This window comes from Arthrobacter sp. JB02-1C (assembly GCF_057748045.1).
This window is the reverse complement of the sequence record NZ_CM173235.1, coordinates 2,593,419-2,610,039: the sequence shown is the minus strand read 5'-3', so window position 1 is coordinate 2,610,039 and position 16,621 is coordinate 2,593,419. Positions and strand designations below refer to the sequence as shown.

General features: G+C 67.9%; 14 protein-coding genes and 1 tRNA gene. 3 read left to right on the top strand and 12 right to left on the bottom strand.

Going from position 1 to position 16,621, the window contains the following annotated elements; genetic code table 11:
- The first annotated feature begins 121 nt into the window (after positions 1 to 121).
- Positions 122 to 1,942 (top strand): AMP-dependent synthetase/ligase, encoded by a 1,821-nt coding sequence (locus AC3ANP_RS12285; protein WP_488330452.1) that lies wholly within the window; start codon positions 122 to 124, stop codon positions 1,940 to 1,942.
- A gap of 76 nt (positions 1,943 to 2,018) precedes the next feature.
- Here AC3ANP_RS12285 and AC3ANP_RS12280 read toward each other — a convergent pair whose 3' ends face one another.
- Positions 2,019 to 5,414, bottom strand: a complete 3,396-nt coding sequence (locus AC3ANP_RS12280; RefSeq protein ID WP_488330451.1) for a pyruvate carboxylase — start codon at positions 5,412 to 5,414, stop codon at positions 2,019 to 2,021.
- Between the two features lie 314 nt (positions 5,415 to 5,728).
- Between AC3ANP_RS12280 and AC3ANP_RS12275 the strand changes: the two genes are divergently transcribed.
- A complete protein-coding gene (locus AC3ANP_RS12275; RefSeq protein WP_488330450.1) occupies positions 5,729 to 6,589 on the top strand; it encodes a ParA family protein in 861 nt (286 codons plus the stop codon).
- A gap of 174 nt (positions 6,590 to 6,763) precedes the next feature.
- Here the strand turns inward: AC3ANP_RS12275 and AC3ANP_RS12270 are convergent, their stop codons facing one another.
- The 5 genes from AC3ANP_RS12270 to gcvH all read right to left on the bottom strand — a co-directional run bounded on the left by AC3ANP_RS12270 (position 6,764) and on the right by gcvH (position 9,935).
- Positions 6,764 to 7,360, bottom strand: a complete 597-nt coding sequence (locus AC3ANP_RS12270) for a MerR family transcriptional regulator (protein WP_488330449.1) — start codon at positions 7,358 to 7,360, stop codon at positions 6,764 to 6,766.
- A 261-nt stretch (positions 7,361 to 7,621) separates the two neighbouring features.
- Positions 7,622 to 8,125 carry a bifunctional nuclease family protein gene (locus AC3ANP_RS12265; RefSeq protein ID WP_488330448.1) on the bottom strand — a complete coding sequence of 168 codons (504 nt, stop codon included), beginning with the start codon at positions 8,123 to 8,125 and terminating at the stop codon, positions 7,622 to 7,624.
- Complete coding sequence (gene ftsR, locus AC3ANP_RS12260; RefSeq protein WP_488330447.1) at positions 8,125 to 8,841, bottom strand: transcriptional regulator FtsR; 717 nt, start codon at positions 8,839 to 8,841, stop codon at positions 8,125 to 8,127. Before ftsR ends, AC3ANP_RS12265 begins: the two co-directional genes overlap by 1 nt.
- A gap of 23 nt (positions 8,842 to 8,864) precedes the next feature.
- On the bottom strand, positions 8,865 to 9,338 hold the full coding sequence (locus tag AC3ANP_RS12255) for an FHA domain-containing protein (RefSeq protein WP_488330446.1): 474 nt from the start codon (positions 9,336 to 9,338) through the stop codon (positions 8,865 to 8,867).
- Positions 9,339 to 9,548: 210 nt separating this feature from the next.
- On the bottom strand, positions 9,549 to 9,935 hold the full coding sequence (gene gcvH / locus AC3ANP_RS12250; RefSeq protein ID WP_488330445.1) for a glycine cleavage system protein GcvH: 387 nt from the start codon (positions 9,933 to 9,935) through the stop codon (positions 9,549 to 9,551).
- Positions 9,936 to 10,087: 152 nt separating this feature from the next.
- Here gcvH and AC3ANP_RS12245 point away from each other — a divergent pair, with 152 nt between their 5' ends.
- Positions 10,088 to 10,957, top strand: a complete 870-nt coding sequence (locus AC3ANP_RS12245; RefSeq protein WP_488330444.1) for an Fpg/Nei family DNA glycosylase — start codon at positions 10,088 to 10,090, stop codon at positions 10,955 to 10,957.
- A 79-nt stretch (positions 10,958 to 11,036) separates the two neighbouring features.
- Here AC3ANP_RS12245 and AC3ANP_RS12240 read toward each other — a convergent pair.
- The 6 genes from AC3ANP_RS12240 to AC3ANP_RS12215 form a co-directional block, all read right to left on the bottom strand.
- Positions 11,037 to 11,113 (bottom strand) — tRNA-Pro (locus tag AC3ANP_RS12240).
- A 162-nt stretch (positions 11,114 to 11,275) separates the two neighbouring features.
- Entirely contained in the window at positions 11,276 to 12,826 is a 1,551-nt protein-coding gene (der, locus tag AC3ANP_RS12235) for a ribosome biogenesis GTPase Der (protein ID WP_488330443.1), read from the bottom strand.
- Entirely contained in the window at positions 12,823 to 13,533 is a 711-nt protein-coding gene (locus AC3ANP_RS12230) for a lysophospholipid acyltransferase family protein (RefSeq protein WP_488333044.1), read from the bottom strand. The genes der and AC3ANP_RS12230 overlap by 4 nt, the downstream gene beginning before the upstream one ends.
- A gap of 37 nt (positions 13,534 to 13,570) precedes the next feature.
- Positions 13,571 to 14,299 (bottom strand): (d)CMP kinase, encoded by a 729-nt coding sequence (gene cmk / locus AC3ANP_RS12225; RefSeq protein ID WP_488330442.1) that lies wholly within the window; start codon positions 14,297 to 14,299, stop codon positions 13,571 to 13,573.
- Positions 14,299 to 15,405, bottom strand: a complete 1,107-nt coding sequence (locus tag AC3ANP_RS12220) for a prephenate dehydrogenase (protein WP_488330441.1) — start codon at positions 15,403 to 15,405, stop codon at positions 14,299 to 14,301. Before AC3ANP_RS12220 ends, cmk begins: the two co-directional genes overlap by 1 nt.
- Before the next feature lie 3 nt (positions 15,406 to 15,408).
- Positions 15,409 to 16,599: a pseudouridine synthase gene (locus AC3ANP_RS12215; protein WP_488330440.1), complete on the bottom strand. Its 1,191-nt coding sequence runs from the start codon at positions 16,597 to 16,599 to the stop codon at positions 15,409 to 15,411.
- Positions 16,600 to 16,621 lie beyond the last annotated feature (22 nt).

Below are 16,621 nucleotides of genomic sequence, written 5' to 3'. Positions count from 1 at the left end.
GCTGCCCGCTGCCCGGACCATAAAGTTACTCATCAGTAGTGAAATGGAGCACACGCCGTCAGGGCCACATACTAGTGTTGGTTGTACCCGCTGCGGGTCTATGGATATCAAAGGAGCTATCGTGCGAGAAATCAGTGTCCCGCCCCTGGTCACGGTCCCGGCGGAATCGAACGTCACGGACCTGGTCCTGCGCCAGGCCGCCAAGGCATCGAATCCGGCCCTGTTCTCCCGGCTGGACGCCGCGGGCCAGTGGCAGGACGTCCGGGCCACCGATTTCCTGGCCGACGTGTCCCTGCTCGCCAAGGGCCTGATGGCCAGCGGCGTGGCAGCCGGTGACCGGGTCGGCATCATGTCCCGGACCCGGTACGAATGGACCCTTGTCGACTTTGCCATCTGGTTCGCCGGTGCCGTCTCGGTGCCGATCTACGAGACATCCTCGCCCTCCCAAGTCGCCTGGAACCTCGGCGACTCGGGCGCGGTGGCGGCGTTCGGGGAGTCTGCGCACCACGAGGACGTCATCCGGCAGGCCGCTGATTCCGAGGGCCTGACCGGGCTCCGGCACGTATGGCAGCTCGAAGGCGAGGCCCTGGACGAGGTCCGCGCCGCCGGCACCGGTATCAGCGACGAAGAGCTGGAGGCGCGGCGCAGCCAGGCCTCGCTCACGGACCTGGCCACCATCATCTACACCTCGGGCACCACCGGACGCCCGAAGGGCTGCGAACTGACCCACGGCAACTTCGTGGAACTCTCCGATAATGTGCTCGCCACCTCGCTGGGCCAGGCGGTCCACGAGCAGGCCCGGACCATCATGTTCCTCCCGCTGGCGCACGTCTTTGCCCGTTTCATTTCGGTCCTGGCGGTCGCCGCCGGTGTGAAGGTGGCGCACACTCCGGACATCAAGAACCTGTTGCCGGATCTCCAAAGCTACCGGCCCACCTTCATCCTCGCGGTGCCGCGGGTCTTTGAAAAGGTCTACAACTCCGCCCTGACCAAGGCCGAGGACGGCGGCAAGGGTGCCATCTTCCACCGGGCCGCGGAAACCGCCATCGCGTTCTCCCGGGCCCGGCAGGACGGCAGGATCGGCCTGGTCCTGCGGCTCAAGCACGCCCTCTTCGACAAGCTGGTCTACGCCAAGCTGCGCGCTGCCATGGGCGGCGAGGTCCAGCACGCGGTATCCGGCGGCGGTCCGCTGGGCGCCCGCCTGGGACACTTTTTCCAGGGCATCGGCCTGCAGATCCTTGAGGGCTACGGCCTGACCGAGACCACCGCCCCGGTCACGGTGAACACCCCGTCGCTGATCAAGATCGGTACCGTCGGGGCACCGATCCCCGGGAACGCGGTGCGGATCGCCGAAGACGGCGAAATCCTCGCCCGGGGTGTCTGCGTGATGCGGGGGTACTTCAACCGGGACGATCTCACTTCCGAGGCCTTCGCGGACGGCTGGTTCCGTACCGGTGACATCGGCCAGCTCGACGAGCAAGGCTTCCTGACGATCACCGGCCGGAAAAAGGAAATCATCGTCACCGCCGGCGGCAAGAACGTGGTCCCGGCGCTGCTCGAGGACCAGATCCGCGCCGACGCGCTCGTCTCCCAGGTCCTCGTCGTGGGCGACAACCGGCCGTTTATCGGCGCCCTCGTGACGCTGGACGAGGAGGCCCTTCCGGGCTGGCTGCAGCGGCACGGGCTGCCGGCGTCCACCACGCTGGCCGAGGCCACCGGGAACCCGGTTGTCCAGGCGGCGGTGCAGGAGGTCATCAACCAGGCCAACCAGTCGGTCTCGCAGGCCGAGGCCATCAAGGCCTTCCGGATTGTGGCGGCCGACTTTACCGAGTCCTCCGGGCACCTGACGCCGTCCATGAAGGTCAAGCGCGCCCAGGTGCTGAAGGACTTCGATGGGGTGATCGAGGAGATGTACTCGGCGAAACGTCCCACGCACGCGTAGCGCAACACCGGGCCCCACCACCAAGGGCTCCTGCGGCTGCGGCCGGAGGAGCCCTTGGTGTTTCTTGTCCTGGCGCCTACTCGACGACGAGCAGCAGGTCCCCGCCCTGCACCTGTTCGACGGCACTGACGGCGAGCCTGCCCACCGTGCCGCCCACCGGGGTGGTGATCGAGGCCTCCATCTTCATCGCCTCGATGGTTGCGACCGTGTCACCGGCCTTGACCGTGTCGCCGGCCTTGACGGTCAGCGTGACGGCACCGGCGAAGGGTGCCGCGACCTGGCCCGGCTGCGAGGCATCGGCCCGCTCGGCGGCCTTGACGTTGCTGACCACGGAACGGTCGCGCACGACGACGGGCCGGGACTGTCCGTTTAGGGTGCACATCACCGTGCGCATGCCCTTCTCGTCCGGTTCGGAGACAGCCTCCAGCGAGGCGATCAGGCGGACGCCCTTCTCCAGCTCGATCTCGTGCTCGGAGCCGCGCTGCAGCCCGAAGAGATAATCCCGGGTGTCCAGCACGGAGAGGTTGCCGTAGGACTCCACGCTCTTCTCGTAGTCCTTGGTGGGCCCGGCAAAGAGCAGCCGGTTGAGCGTCTGCTGCACCGTCCTGGAGTCGCCCTTGAGCGCGGCGCTGTCCTCGGCGCTCAGCTCGACGTCGCGGACCTTCACGCTGCGGCCTTCGAGGGCCTTCGTCCGGAACGGCTCCGGCCAGCCGCCGGGCGGGTCACCCAGTTCGCCGGACAGGAAGCCGATCACCGAATCCGGGATGTCGTACTTTTGCGGGTTCTCGTTGAACTCCGCCGGATCCGCGTTGAGGCCCACCAGGTGCAGGGCGAGATCGCCCACCACCTTGGACGATGGGGTGACCTTGACCAGCCGGCCCAGGATGCGGTCCGCTGCGGTGTACATGTCCTCGATCGCCTCAAAGCGTTCGCCAAGTCCCAGGGCAATCGCCTGCTGCCGCAGGTTGGAGAGCTGGCCGCCGGGAATTTCGTGCTGGTACACCCGCCCCGTCGGTCCCGGAAGGCCGGATTCGAAGGGCGCGTAGACCCGGCGCACGGCCTCCCAGTAGGGCTCCAGGGCGCAGACGTTGGCCAGGCTCAGGCCGGTGTCACGCGGGGTGTGGGCCAGCGCAGCCACCAGCGCTGAAGCGGACACTTGGCTGGTGGTTCCGGCGAGCGAGGCGGACGCGACGTCCACCGCGTCCACGCCGGCGTCCACGGCGGCCAGCAGCGTGGCCAGCTGGCCGCCGGCGGTGTCGTGGGTGTGCAGGTGCACCGGCAGGTCGAACCGTTCCCGCAAAGCGGACACCAGCCGGGCCGCGGCCGCCGGCCGCAGCAGGCCCGCCATGTCCTTGATCGCGAGGATATGGGCGCCGGCGTCGACGATCTTTTGTGCCAGCTCCAGGTAGTAGTCGAGGGTGTACAGCTTCTCGTCCGGGTCGAGCATGTCGGCGGTGTAGCAGAGCGCCACCTCGGCCACGGCGGTCCCGGTCTCACGCACGGCGCGAATGGCCGGTGCCATCTGGTTCACGTCGTTGAGGGCGTCGAAGATGCGGAAGATGTCAATACCGGTCGCAGCCGCTTCGTTCACGAACGCGACAGTGACTTCCTCGGGGTACGGCGTATAGCCCACCGTGTTGCGGCCGCGGAGCAGCATTTGCAGGCAGATGTTCGGCAGCGCCTTCCGCAGCGCCGCCAGGCGCTCCCAGGGGTCCTCGCCCAGGAAACGCAAGGCGACGTCGTAGGTCGCGCCGCCCCACGCCTCCACGGACAGCAGCTCCGGCAGCAGTTTGGACTCGGCGGGCGCGGCGGCCACGAGGTCCCGGGTGCGGACCCGGGTGGCCAGCAGCGACTGGTGGGCGTCCCGGAACGTGGTGTCGGTGACGGCGACGGCGACCTGGTCGCGGAGGGCCTTGGCGAAGCCTTCCGGCCCGAGTTCGAGCAGCCGCTGCCGGGATCCGGCCGGAGCCTCGCCGTCGGTCAGGGCAGGAAGCTTCTCGGCGGGGTCGGTGTGCACCGTGCGCTCACCGTGGGGCTTGTTGACGGTGACCTCGGCCAGCCAGGTCAGCAGCTTGGTGCCGCGGTCCGCCGAGACGCGGGCCTTAAGCAGTTCGGGCCGCTCGTCAATGAAGGAGGTGGCAACGTTGCCGGCGACGAAGTCCGGGTCATCCAGGACGGCCTGCAGAAACGAGATGTTCGTGGACACGCCGCGGATCCGGAATTCCGCGAGGGCCCGGCGGGCGCGGGCGACGGCGGTCGGGTAGTCACGGCCGCGGCAGGTCAGTTTGACCAGCATCGAGTCAAAGTGCGGGCTGATTTCGGCGCCGGAGTAGACGGTGCCGCCGTCGAGCCGGACGCCCGCGCCGCCGGCGGAACGGTAGCCGGTGATCTTGCCGACGTCGGGCCGGAAGCCGTTCGCCGGGTCCTCGGTGGTGATCCTGGACTGCAGCGCTGCACCGTTGAGCTTGACCGTTTCCTGGGACAGGCCCAGGTCCGCGAGGGTCTCGCCCGACGCGATGCGCAGTTGCGCCTGGACCAGGTCGACGTCGGTGACTTCCTCGGTGACGGTGTGTTCGACCTGAATGCGGGGGTTCATCTCGATGAAGACGTGCTGGCCGGCGCGCTCCCCCACGGTGTCCACCAGGAATTCCACGGTGCCGGCGTTGACGTAGTTCAGCGCCTTGGCGAACTTGATGGCGTCCCGGTACAGGGCCTGCCGGATGCCGTCGTCGAGGTTGGGCGCGGGCGCGATCTCGATGACCTTCTGGTGCCGGCGTTGGATGGAGCAGTCCCGCTCGAAGAGGTGCATGACGTTGCCCTCGGCATCCGCGAGGATCTGCACCTCGATGTGGCGCGGCCGCAGGACCGCCTGCTCCAGGAACATGGTGGGGTCCCCGAACGCGGCATCGGCCTCGCGCATCGCGGCCTGCAGGGCATCGGGCAGGGCCTCCCGGGTGTCCACCCGCCGCATGCCGCGGCCGCCGCCGCCGGCGACGGCTTTCGCGAAGATGGGGAAGCCGATCTCGTCCGCGGCGGCGATCAGTTCGTCAGGGTCTTTCGACGGCCGGCTGGACTTCAGCACCGGGACGCCGGCGTTCCGGGCCGCCTCGAGGGCAGCCACCTTGTTGCCGGCAAGTTCCAGGACCTCGGCCGGCGGACCCACAAAGGTGATACCGGCGGCCTTGGCCGCGCGGGCCAGGTTGGGGTTTTCGGAGAGGAACCCGTAGCCGGGGTAGATGGCGTCGGCGCCGGACTCCTTCGCCACCCGGACTACTTCATCGACGTCCAGGTAGGCCCGGACGGGGTGGCCTTCCTCACCGATCAGATACGCCTCGTCGGCCTTTTGCCGGTGGATGGAGTTGCGGTCTTCGTTCGGAAACACCGCAACGGTTTTGGCACCCAGCTCGTAGCTGGCACGGAAGGCCCGGATCGCGATTTCGCCGCGGTTAGCCACCAGAATCTTGGAAAACATACTTCTCCTGCATCATTGCCGGTGTTGGTAAGTTGTCACAGTTTCTAGGACCTGTGCACGCATGCACAAATCCTTGTGGCGACCATCACAGCATTATCCGTCATTTCGGCCGGTTATGGCAGATCAGCCGTCCAGCCGGAGCCTGCCCGGCAGACCATCCCGCGGGCAACGCTGCCGCCGGCCGGATGAAACGGGTTTGGCCGCGCGGTCAACATATGATGAGTTGGTGGGTGGCGCACGCACGCCCCGGCCCTACGGATCGCGCGGCCGGCATGACCCAGTCTCGGCAACCGGCGTTAGGTATTGATTTTCAAGTGCAAGTAGTCAGCATCAGCAGCCTCAAGGGCGGCGTCGGCAAGACCTCCGTGACCACCGGACTCGCCTCGGCCGCCCTCGCCGCCGGCATCCCCACCCTCGTGGTCGATCTTGACCCGCATGCGGATGCCAGTACGGCCCTCGGAGTCCGCCCCGGCGAACAGCTGGACATCGGCCGGATGCTGAAAGCTCCCCGACGCGCCCGGCTCGCCGAGAATGTGGTTCCCAGCGGCTGGGTGGAGCACGGCAACGGCGCTTCGTCCCGCGGCGCCGCGGACGGTGCCGCGGCGCCGGTCCTCGACGTCGCCGTCGGGTCTGCGTACACCGGCATCTACGACCGGCCGGACCTCGGCCGCCGGGATCTGCGCCGGCTCTCCACGGTGCTGGCCGGCGCAGGCACGTACAAACTGGTCCTGATCGACTGCCCGCCGTCCCTGAACGGGCTGACCCGGATGGCGTGGTCGGCCAGCGACAAGGTCACCCTCGTCGCCGAGCCGGGGTTGTTCTCTGTCGCCGGCACCGAGCGGACCTTGCGGGCGATCCAGCTGTTCCGGCAGGAGTTCGCGCCCGGCCTCTCCCCCGCAGGCATCGTGGCGAACCGGGTACGCTCAGGCTCTGCCGAACACAGCTTCCGGCTGGCCGAAATGGAGTCCATGTTTGGCGGGCTCCTGCTCAGCCCGCACATCCCGGAACAGGCCAACTGGCAGCAGATCCAGGGGGCGGCGCATTCGATCCATCACTGGCCCGGGGACTCCGCCAAGAATGCGGCCGGTCTGTTCGACGCGCTGCTGGCCAACTTGTTGGAGGCCGGCGGAGAGCCGGTGGCCGCGGGCCCGGCCCGGAACCGCAACCAGCGCTAGCGCGGAGAGACCGGCCAGCTCGCGGAGAGACCGGCCAGCTTCGGCACGACGGCACGAGGGCATGTCGCTGCGACGGCACGAAAAACGCGGAGCCGCCTGGCCCCGCGTTTTTGCTGCGTTCTTGTTTTTGCTGCGTTCTAGTTTTTGCTGCGTTCTTACCGGGTGCCGGCCAGATTAACCGATCTTGCGTGCGGCCCGGCGTTTGCTGAGCTCATCGTCCGGGAATGACTGATCCACGGCATGTTCGCTGGGGAGAGCGGCGAGGCTGCCTTCAACTTCCCGCCAGACCCGTCCGACGGCAATCCCGAAGACACCCTGTCCACCCTGAACCAGGTCAATGACCTCGTCCGCCGAGGTGCACTCGTAGACGCTGGCACCGTCACTCATGAGGGTGATTTGGGCCAGGTCTTCGACGCCGCGCTCCCGGAGGTGCTCCACGGCAGTGCGGATCTGCTGGAGTGAGACGCCGGTGTCGAGGAGCCGCTTGACGACTTTGAGCACCAGAATGTCACGGAAGCCATACAGCCGCTGCGAACCGGATCCGGCGGCGCCGCGGACGGCAGGCTCGACGAGGCCGGTGCGGGCCCAGTAGTCGAGCTGGCGGTAGGTGATGCCGGCCGCCTTGCAGGCGGTCGGGCCACGGTAGCCGGCGTCTTCGTCGAGGACCGGAAGATCTTCGGTGAAGAGCAGGCCCTGGGCACCGCTCGCGGGCCGGGCTACGCCTGCCGTCGAGGCCTGCTTCAGCTCGCCTGCTTCGCCTTTAGGACTCACGTGGATCCTCCTTGTCATGAGCTCCCGCGGGAACCTGCAGCAACAGCACACCTCCGGGCGGGCGTCGGTCCGGGACGGCGTAAAAGCATCCGTGTAGTTTCGGATCGGGCTGCACTGTCCAGTGTGACTTGCGCGGCTGTTGTATGCAATGGGAACTTCTACCTCCGACGTTAGGCCCGCCGGGCCCCAAGGTCAAAGACGTTGGGGGTATTACCGGGGCGTGTCGAAAGTTTCGACCTCGACTTTAAGCTTTTGGCATTTTCAGCCGGCAAAGTCCTCGGGTTCGACGTCGTCCAGAAATTCGCGGAAGCGCCGCAGTTCGCCTTCCTCGTCGACGGCGGGACCCGGCTCGGCCTCTTCCCCGTCGTCGTGCTCGGTGATCCGCACGCCCGCTTCCTCCATCACGGCGTCGGCGCACCAGATCCGGCACTGCGCCCGCAGCGCCAGCGCCAGCGCATCCGAAGCCCGCGAGCTGACGGTGGTGCCGTCGTCGAACTGCAGCTGGCCGTAAAAGACGTTGTCTTCCACCGCCACGATGTTCACGCTGACAATCGCGTGTCCCAGCGCTTCGACGACGTCGATCAGCAGGTCGTGGGTCATCGGCCGCGGCGGAACGACGCCCTGCTGGGCCAGGGCAATGGCACTGGCCTCCGGGGTGCCGATCCAGATCGGCACGTGGCGTTCCCCGTGCAGCTCCTTGAGCAGGACCAGCGGCTGGTTGGACGGCAGCTCGATCCGTACGCCTACAATCTCCACCTCAATCATCAGCTGTCCATCCTCGAGATGCGGTCCTGGACCAGGGCGCGGTGCAGGGACAGGCAAAGTTCGCTGATCTCCCGCGCCGCCTCGGCCGCACGGGCCTGCGAGGCGGCGTCCTTGCGGGACATCAGGGTGGCCACCGCACGCTCTACCAGCCCGAACTCGCGGTCGGCCGCGGCCTGGAACGGGCGCAGGTGGCGTGGTTCCAGCCCGTGGCCCTCAAGCTGCACGCAGGCGCGGGCCACCTGCAGGGCGTGGTCATCGAAGTGGCCGTTCACGTGGCCGATCAGGCCAAAGCTGAGCAACGACTCCAGCAGCGGGACGCTGGCACCGGACTCGGCCCGGAGCTGCTCCTCGCTGAGCCGCCGCACCCGGTTGTTCAATTCGGCGGCCAGCTCCGGTGAGACGATGCGCGGGGACACGGTCACGCCCGGCGGCAGGTTGTCCGGGCGTTCGCCGCGGTCGATGGCGTCCAGGTAGTCCTTGATGACCTTCAGCGGCAGGTACTGGTCCCGCTGCAGGGCCAGCACGAAGCGCAGCCGTTCGACGTCGCTCTCGGAGTACTGCCGGTAACCTGCCGGCGTCCGCTGCGGATTGATGAGTCCCTTTTCTTCGAGGAACCTGATTTTCGACGCGGTCATGGTGGGGAAGTCATCGCTCAGCTGAGCCAGGACCTCCCCGATGTTCAGGACCTGGGGTCCGCGCCGTTCGGCTTGTGCCATGGCCACCGGCAACTACCCCGGGATCAGACGTTGCCTGTGGTACGGGCAGGGCTGAGGTAGAAGGTGAGTCGGAACTTGCCGATCTGCACCTCATTGCCGGACTTCAGCTCTACACTGTCGACACGGTCGTGGTTGACATAGGTGCCGTTCAGGCTTCCGGTGTCAACAACCTCAAAGCTGCGCGCCGTGCGGCGGAATTCGACGTGCCGCCGCGAGACGGTGACGTCGTCAAGGAAGATGTCGGCGTCCGGGTGGCGTCCGGCGGTCGTGACATCCGAGTCAAGCAGGAAGCGTGCCCCGGCGTTCGGCCCACTGTGCGCGACCAGCAGGGCCGAGCCGGCGGGCAGGGACTCGATCGATGAACGCTCATCGAGCGAAACCTTGGGGGCGATCGTGGGCTCGTCCCGTACGGGCGAGAGATGGATCGAGGTGGTCTCCGACGCTTTCACGCCACCCGTGCCGTAGTCACCGGTGTCGTTCTGTCCGTGCCGAGCCATTGAGTCCTCCTCATTCGTTGCAGGTGTCCCCCCTGCAAACAACGCATGCCGTCCGGAAAAGCCTGGCAGATCCGGTATTCAGTCCCCCCGGGCGGGCCGCTGGTTCCTACAAACCGCTGGGGCCAGGAACCACCGCGTCCAAGAACTGCAGCGTCCACGAACTCCCGCAATTTAAGTATTGCGCAGCGGCACGCCCCGGAGACCGTTCCCTTAGCCTACCTGCTGTTCGTACTCCGATGCACTGAGCAACGATTCCATGGCGTCAGCCTCCGCGAGCTTGATTTCCATCAGCCAGCCCTCACCATAGGGATCCGAGTTGATCAGGGCGGAATCGGTGTCCAGGGCCTCGTTGCGGGCCACCACTTCGCCGCTCACCGGGGCGTAGATGTCGCTGACGCTCTTGGTGGATTCAACCTCGCCCACGACGTCGTTGGCTTTGATGGCGGTGCCGACCTCCGGCATCTGGGCATAGACGACGTCGCCCAGGGCGTCCTGCGCGAAGTCCGTGATTCCCACGCGTACGACGCCGTCGGCATCCGGGGCCGTGATCCATTCGTGTTCGGCGGTGTAGGACAGCTCTTCGGGAATGTTGCTCATGACGGGCCTTTCGTCGGGTCAATCATCAAGGTCGGCGGCGGCCGATCGTTCCGGCCGCCGCTGAAAGTATAGGCACATCGGCCCGGGCCAGGGAGGTCTCTGGCATGATGGGCCCATGGCAGCACCAGCACCGGCCGCGCAGGGATGTGACCATGCCTGAGCTCCCCGAGGTGGCGGCCCTGGCGGACTTTCTCGACAGGCGGCTGCGCGGCGCTGTCCTGGCGAAGGTCCAGATTGTCTCCTTCGCCGTCCTGAAGACCGCCGATCCGCCGCTCTCCGAGCTGGAGGGCAGGACCGTGACCGGAGTGAGCCGGCACGGCAAGTTCGTGGATCTTGAGGCCGGCGGCCTTCACTTTGTCTTCCACCTGGCCAGGGCGGGCTGGGTGCGCTTCACCGAAACCCCCACCGGGACGCTGCTGAAAATGGGCAGCGGGCACATCGCCGCGCGGCTCTCGTTTTCGAGCGGAACCGGCCCGCTGGGCCTGGACCTGACCGAGGCCGGCACCAAGAAAAGCCTGGCCGTCTATCTGGTCCGGGATCCCCTGGACGTTCCCGGCGTTGCGGCGCTGGGTCCGGACCCGTTCAGCCCCGGGTTCGACGTCGACGCCCTGGCCGCGGTCCTGGCCGGCAGTTCCCAGCAGATCAAGGGTGTGCTGCGCAGCCAGGCCATCATGGCCGGAATCGGCAACGCCTACAGCGACGAGATCCTGCACGCGGCCAACATGTCGCCCTTCGCGGTCGCCGGCTCCTTGGACCGGCCGGCCGTGCAGCGTCTTTACGACTCGATCCACGAGATTCTGGGGACGGCGGTGGCTGAAGCACGCGGGAAACCCCCGAGTGAGCTGAAGGATGCGAAGCGCAGCCACATGCGGGTGCACGGCCGGACCGGCGAGGCGTGCCCGGTGTGCGGTGACACGGTGCGGGAAGTGTCGTTCGCGGACTCCGCGCTGCAGTACTGCCCCACCTGCCAGACCAAGGGAAAGATCCTGGCCGACCGGCGGACGTCGCGGTTCTTGAAGTAGGTGCCCCCGAGGAATCCAGCCCCGGCCGGGAAACAGAAACCCCGCCGCTCCGTTGCCGGAACGGCGGGGTACTTTCTGTTGGTCGGGCTGACAGGATTTGAACCTGCGACCCCTTGACCCCCAGTCAAGTGCGCTACCAAGCTGCGCTACAGCCCGCTGGTTCTGCCGTTCTCCGCTCCTGATGCGATCCTCCGGTAAACCAGAAGAATTTCATCGAGCAGTCCGGCCGAACCACCTCCAAAAGCTTACACGACTCCGGAGGGTGCCCGTGACACTTTCACCATGTCAAGCGATTTTTCCCGGCGGGGGCGCCCGGAATTAACGCTTCTTGCCGCGCTTTTCCCGGACCCGCATATTGACCTCGATCGGAGTGCCCTCGAAGCCGAAGGTTTCGCGGAGCCGGCGGGTGATGAAGCGGCGGTACCCCGGGTCCAGGAAGCCAGTGGTGAACAGCACGAACTTCGGCGGCCGGCTGGAGGCCTGGGTGCCGAAGAGGATGCGCGGCTGCTTGCCGCCGCGGACCGGGTGCGGATGAGCCGCAACCAGCTCGCCGAGGAAGGCGTTGAGGCGTCCGGTGGGGATGCGCTTGTCCCAGCTCTCCAGCGCGACGTCCAGTGCCGGGACCAGGCGGTCCTTGTGCCACCCGGTCTTGGCGGAGATGTTGACGCGGGGCGCCCAGGCCACGTGGGCCAGGTCCTGCTCGATTTCGCGTTCCAGGTAGCTGCGGCGTTCGTCGTCGAGCAGGTCCCACTTGTTGAAGGCGAGCACCAGCGCCCGGCCCGACTCGATGGCCAGCTGCAGGATGCGCACATCCTGCTCGCTGAGCACCTCGTCGACGGCGAGCAGGACGACGGCGACCTCGGCCTTCTCGAGGGCGCTCTGGGTCCGGAGCGAGGCGTAGAAGTCGGCGCCCTGGGCCATGTGCTGGCGGCGGCGGATGCCCGCGGTGTCAACGAAACGCCAGGTGCGGCCACCGAGCTCGATGAACTCGTCCACCGGGTCGCGGGTGGTTCCTGCCGTGTTGTCGACGACGACGCGTTCGGAACCGGCCAGCTTGTTCAGCAGCGAGGACTTCCCCACGTTGGGCCGGCCGATCAGGGCGATCCGGCGGGGGCCGCCGCTTCGTTCCAGGCCTTCGATCGTGGAGAACTCGGGCAGCGTGTCCATGACGTGGTCCAGCAGGTCGGCGACGCCGCGGCCGTGCAGCGCGGACACCGGGTACGGTTCGCCGAAGCCGAGGCCCCAGAGCGCGGCCGAGTCGGCTTCCTGGGCGAAGTCGTCGACCTTGTTGGCCACCATGATGACCGGTTTCTTGGACTTGCGCAGCATCTTCATGACGCCTTCGTCCGTGGCGGTCGCGCCAACAGCCGAATCCACCACGAAGAGCACCGCGTCGGCGAGCTCTACCGCCATTTCGGCCTGCTCAGCGACCCGGGCGTGGATGCCGCGGGCGTCGTGCTCCCAGCCGCCGGTATCCACCACAGTGAAGTTCCGGCCGTTCCAGTGCGCGGAGTACATGACCCGGTCGCGGGTGACGCCGGGGGTGTCCTCGACGACGGCTTCACGCCGGCCCAGGATCCGGTTGACGAGCGTGGATTTGCCCACGTTCGGCCGGCCGATGATGGCCAGGACCGGATCCAGCTTGACCGGTCCGTCGAAGTCTTCGTCGTCGTCGCGGCCGCTCAGCAGCGCGGCGTCCTCTTCGTCCAGGTCGTAATCGTCCAGCCCGGCGCGGAGGGTGGCGGCGCGGAGCTCGGCTTCCTCGTCGTCCAGGGCGGCGAGGTGCTCGGCCACCTGGTCCGTGCCGGTGGGCGTGTATTCGTCTTCGCCGGCGCCAAAATGGCCGGGGGTTTGAGTCGTATCGCTCATTGCACTTTCCTTAGGTGGTGATCTGCCGGCGTCCCGGCTACTGCTGTTTGGCGTTCTGGCGGGAATTCCGCGGCGGGCAGGCGATGCCCGCTGCGCTTGATGGTGTCCTGGACGTGCCCTGCAAGGGCGGCGCGGATCTCGTCTCCCACCCTGTCCATTGAAGCACGCCCGGTCTCGCCGGGTTTGCGGCTGACCTGGAGGGCCTCGCCGAAGCTGACATGCAGCCGGCGGCGGGGGCGGGGAACGGTGTTGAGGGGCTCGGCGCCGATCCGGGTTCCGAGGATGGCGACCGGGATGACGGTGGCCGTCGAGTTCAGCGCCAGCCACGCGACCCCGTTATTGATCGCTGCCGCCTGTCCGCTCCCCCGGGTGCCTTCCGGCAGGATGCCCACGCACCGGCCGTCGTCGAGGAGGGCCTTGGCCCGTTGCAGCGCTCCCCGGTCCCCCGTACGGTCAACCGGCAGCTGCCCGGCGGCGGTCAGGACCAGGCCCGGCAGGCCCGTGAACATTTCCTTCTTGACGAAGATGTGCATCGGCCGGGGCGCGGCGCCGAACATCACCGGGCCGTCGAGGAAACTGATGTGGTTGCCGGCGAAAAGAACCGGCCCGGCCGCCGGGACGTTGGTGCGGCCCCTGACCGTGGTCCGGTAGACCAGGTGGTCCAGCAGCCAGCCGACCGGGCGGCTCCAGGCCGTGGCCCCGTCCAGCAGCCAGCGGCTGGGCAACGACGACCCTGCGGACGCTTTAGTCACGGTTGAAGGCCGTGTGGTCGATGATCTTGTGCACGATTCCCAGCGCAGCGTCGACGGTCTGGGCGAAGTCCAGGTCCGAGGAGTCCAGCGTCACCACGCCGTCGGCGGCCTGGGTGAAGTTCACCACCGTGGAGTCCTTGGCGTCCCGTGCCGTGACCTGGGCCGCGAGCTGTTCGGCGTTCTGGCTGCCGCCGAGCTGGATGCCGCGGCGCCGCAGCCGGGCTTCCTCGCTGGCGGTGAGCAGCATGCGCACCTCGGCCTGGGGTGCGACGACGGTGGTGATGTCCCGTCCTTCCACCACCATCCGGCGGTGGTGCTTTTCGATCAGCGCCCGCTGCCGGCGGATCAGTTCGGTCCTGGCTCCGAGCGTGGTGGCGACGGCGCTGACGGCGGCCGAGATGGCCGGCTCGCGGATGGCCTCGGTGATGTCCGCCCCCGCGACCCGGACGTACTCGTCCTGCGGGCCGGTGCTGATCTCAAGGTCGAGGGCTTCGGCGGCGTCCTCAACGGCCTGGGCGTCGGCGAGATCCGTGCCGCTGTGCAGGCAGTACCAGGTCAGGGCCCGGTACATCGCGCCGGTGTCGAGGTAGGCGAGCCGGAGCCGGCGTGCCACCTCTTTGCTGACGCTGGACTTGCCGGAGCCGGAAGGGCCGTCGATCGCGACGATCAGGCTTTTCCCGGGGCGGAGGATGTCCACCGTTTCAATGAGTTCCTGGGTCATTACTGGAGTACCCGCCATCCACGGTCGTTGAGGGCTTCGATGAGCAGCTCATGCTTGCTGGGCAGCACGGAGATTTCCACCATGCCGACATTTTGTCCCGAGGAGTGGTCCAGGCGGAGGTCCTCGAGGTTGACGCCGATTTCGCCGATCTCGGTCAGCAGCCGGGCGATCTGGCCGGGGGTGTCATCCACCAGTACGGTCAGCCAGGAGTAGGCCTGCGGGGGTCCGCCGTGTTTGCCGGGAATCCGGGCCTGGCCGGCGTTGCCCTCGCTGATCAGCTGGGCCAGGTCAAGCCTGGCGCCGGGCGCGGTCGGATCCTCCAGCGTACCGATCAGCCGGTTCAGGTCCTCACGCACCCCGTGCAGGATGCCGAGGACCTGGCCGGCGTTGGCCCCCAGGATCTGCACCCAGAGCGAGGGATCGCTCGCGGCGATCCGGGTAACGTCCCGCAGCCCGTTCCCGGCGAGGGAAAGGGCGTGCAGTTCCGTACCCTGCAGCCTGCTGGCCACCAGCGAAGACATGACCTGCGGCAGGTGCGAGACCAGCGCTACGGCTTCGTCGTGTTCTTCGGCGCTGAACTCGGACACCACAGCACCGAGGTCCCCGGCCAGGGCACGTGCCGTCTGCAGCGCTTCGGGGCGGGTTTCGGCCGTACTGCACAGCACCCACGGCATCGAGGTGAAGAGTTCGCCGCGTGCTGCGACGGGACCCGATTTTTCCCGGCCGGCCATCGGGTGGGTGCCAACGTACCGGCTCAGGTCCGCGCCGCGGGCGCGCAGTTCGGCGAGGATCGCGGCCTTGACGCTGGCGATGTCGACCACGACGGCGGCCGGGTAGTCGGCAAGGGCCTTCGCGACGGCGTCGGCGGTCACGTCCGGCGGGGCGGCCACCACGACGAGCTCGGGATCTTCCTGCAGGCGCGCCAGGGGCAGCCCGGCGCCGATATCGACGGCGACGGCCTGGTTGGTGGGCGAAGGGTCGGTCAGGAACACCGGCACGCCGCGGCCCCGAAGGCCCAGCCCGATACTGGTTCCCAACAGCCCCGTGCCCACGACCACCACCGGACCGGAGAGGTGGCCCCGGCCATGGGTGCGAAATGCGGACATGGCTTAGAGCCCCACGGATGCCAGCAGGTGGCCGACTTCCTGTTTGCCGAGGTTGCGGATGCTGCCCTGGCGCTGGTCGCCCAGGCCGATCGGGCCGACCTTCACCCTGACCAGGCGCAGCACCGGGAAGCCGACGGCGTCGAAGAGCCGGCGCACGATCCGGTTCTTGCCGGAGTGCAGCACCACTTCGATCAGCACGTGGCCGGGAGTCGAATCGACGAGCTTGAAGGAGTCCACCGAGGCGATGCCGTCCTCGAGCTCGACGCCGGCCTTGAGCTGAGCGCCGACGCCCTGCGGGAACGGCCCGCGGACCTGGACCAGGTAGGTCTTCGGCACCTCGTAGGACGGGTGCGTCAGGCGGTTGGCGAGTTCGCCGTCGTTGGTCAGCAGCAGCAGCCCCTCGGTGGCGACGTCGAGCCGGCCGACGTGGAAGAGCCGCTCGCCGTGGTGGTTGCGGACAAAGTCGCTGATGCAGGGCCGGCCGTCCGGGTCCTCCATGGTGGAGACGACGCCCTTGGGCTTGTTGAACACCATGTAGACCATGTTTTCGTCCAGCTGGATGCGCAGGCCGTCGACGTGGATCACGCTGGTTTTGGGGTCGACGCGCACGCCGAGCTCGGTGACGACCTGGCCGTCGACCTCAACACGGCCCTCGGCGATCATCTCTTCGCAGACCCGCCGGGAGGCGACGCCGGCGGAGGCCATGACCTTTTGCAGCCGGATGCCGTCGGCGTCGTGCAGTTCGGACTGGGGTACGTTGGCGCGCGGGCCGCGCTTGCGGGCCGGTTTCCGGACCGGGCCGAGGTTTTGGCCGAACCGTTCGCTGCCGAAGGCACGGGTGCCGACGGCTTTGGCGGCTCCGGCGCCGATCCGCGGCTTGGGCTTCAGGGCGCCGGGCGTGCCCGGGACCTTGCCTGCGCCCGGCTTGCGCGCGGAGGGTTTACGGCCGGCCGGCTTGCCCCCCTTGCGGTCGGCCGGCTCCGCGGCGCCGCCGCCGGGTGCGAGGTCCGGATCGATGAATGCTTCTTCGCGCGGCTTGGGGCGCTTGAACGGGCGGTCGCCGCCGCCCTTGGGAAAGTCGCGCTGGCCGCGGCCGGCGCTCCCGGCGCCGCCCGACGTGCGTGCTGATTGTTGTCCGGCGCTGGTGCGTCCCGAACCGTTACGTGGTGAACCCTGGCGTCCCGCCTGTGTCATGACCCGTCCTTCGTTTGCTTAC

Excerpts from the sequence above, each read along its gene's own strand:
- ftsR (WP_488330447.1), bottom strand. The coding sequence starts at position 8,841 with ATGGCACAAGCCGAACGGCGCGGACCCCAGGTCCTGAACATCGGGGAG.
- AC3ANP_RS12280 (WP_488330451.1), bottom strand. The coding sequence starts at position 5,414 with ATGTTTTCCAAGATTCTGGTGGCTAACCGCGGCGAAATCGCGATCCGG.
- AC3ANP_RS12265 (WP_488330448.1), bottom strand. The coding sequence starts at position 8,125 with ATGATTGAGGTGGAGATTGTAGGCGTACGGATCGAGCTGCCGTCCAAC.
- AC3ANP_RS12220 (WP_488330441.1), bottom strand. The coding sequence starts at position 15,405 with ATGTCCGCATTTCGCACCCATGGCCGGGGCCACCTCTCCGGTCCGGTG.
- gcvH (WP_488330445.1), bottom strand. The coding sequence starts at position 9,935 with ATGAGCAACATTCCCGAAGAGCTGTCCTACACCGCCGAACACGAATGG.
- AC3ANP_RS12215 (WP_488330440.1), bottom strand. The coding sequence starts at position 16,599 with ATGACACAGGCGGGACGCCAGGGTTCACCACGTAACGGTTCGGGACGC.
- der (WP_488330443.1), bottom strand. The coding sequence starts at position 12,826 with ATGAGCGATACGACTCAAACCCCCGGCCATTTTGGCGCCGGCGAAGAC.
- cmk (WP_488330442.1), bottom strand. The coding sequence starts at position 14,299 with ATGACCCAGGAACTCATTGAAACGGTGGACATCCTCCGCCCCGGGAAA.
- AC3ANP_RS12245 (WP_488330444.1), top strand. The coding sequence starts at position 10,088 with ATGCCTGAGCTCCCCGAGGTGGCGGCCCTGGCGGACTTTCTCGACAGG.
- AC3ANP_RS12255 (WP_488330446.1), bottom strand. The coding sequence starts at position 9,338 with ATGGCTCGGCACGGACAGAACGACACCGGTGACTACGGCACGGGTGGC.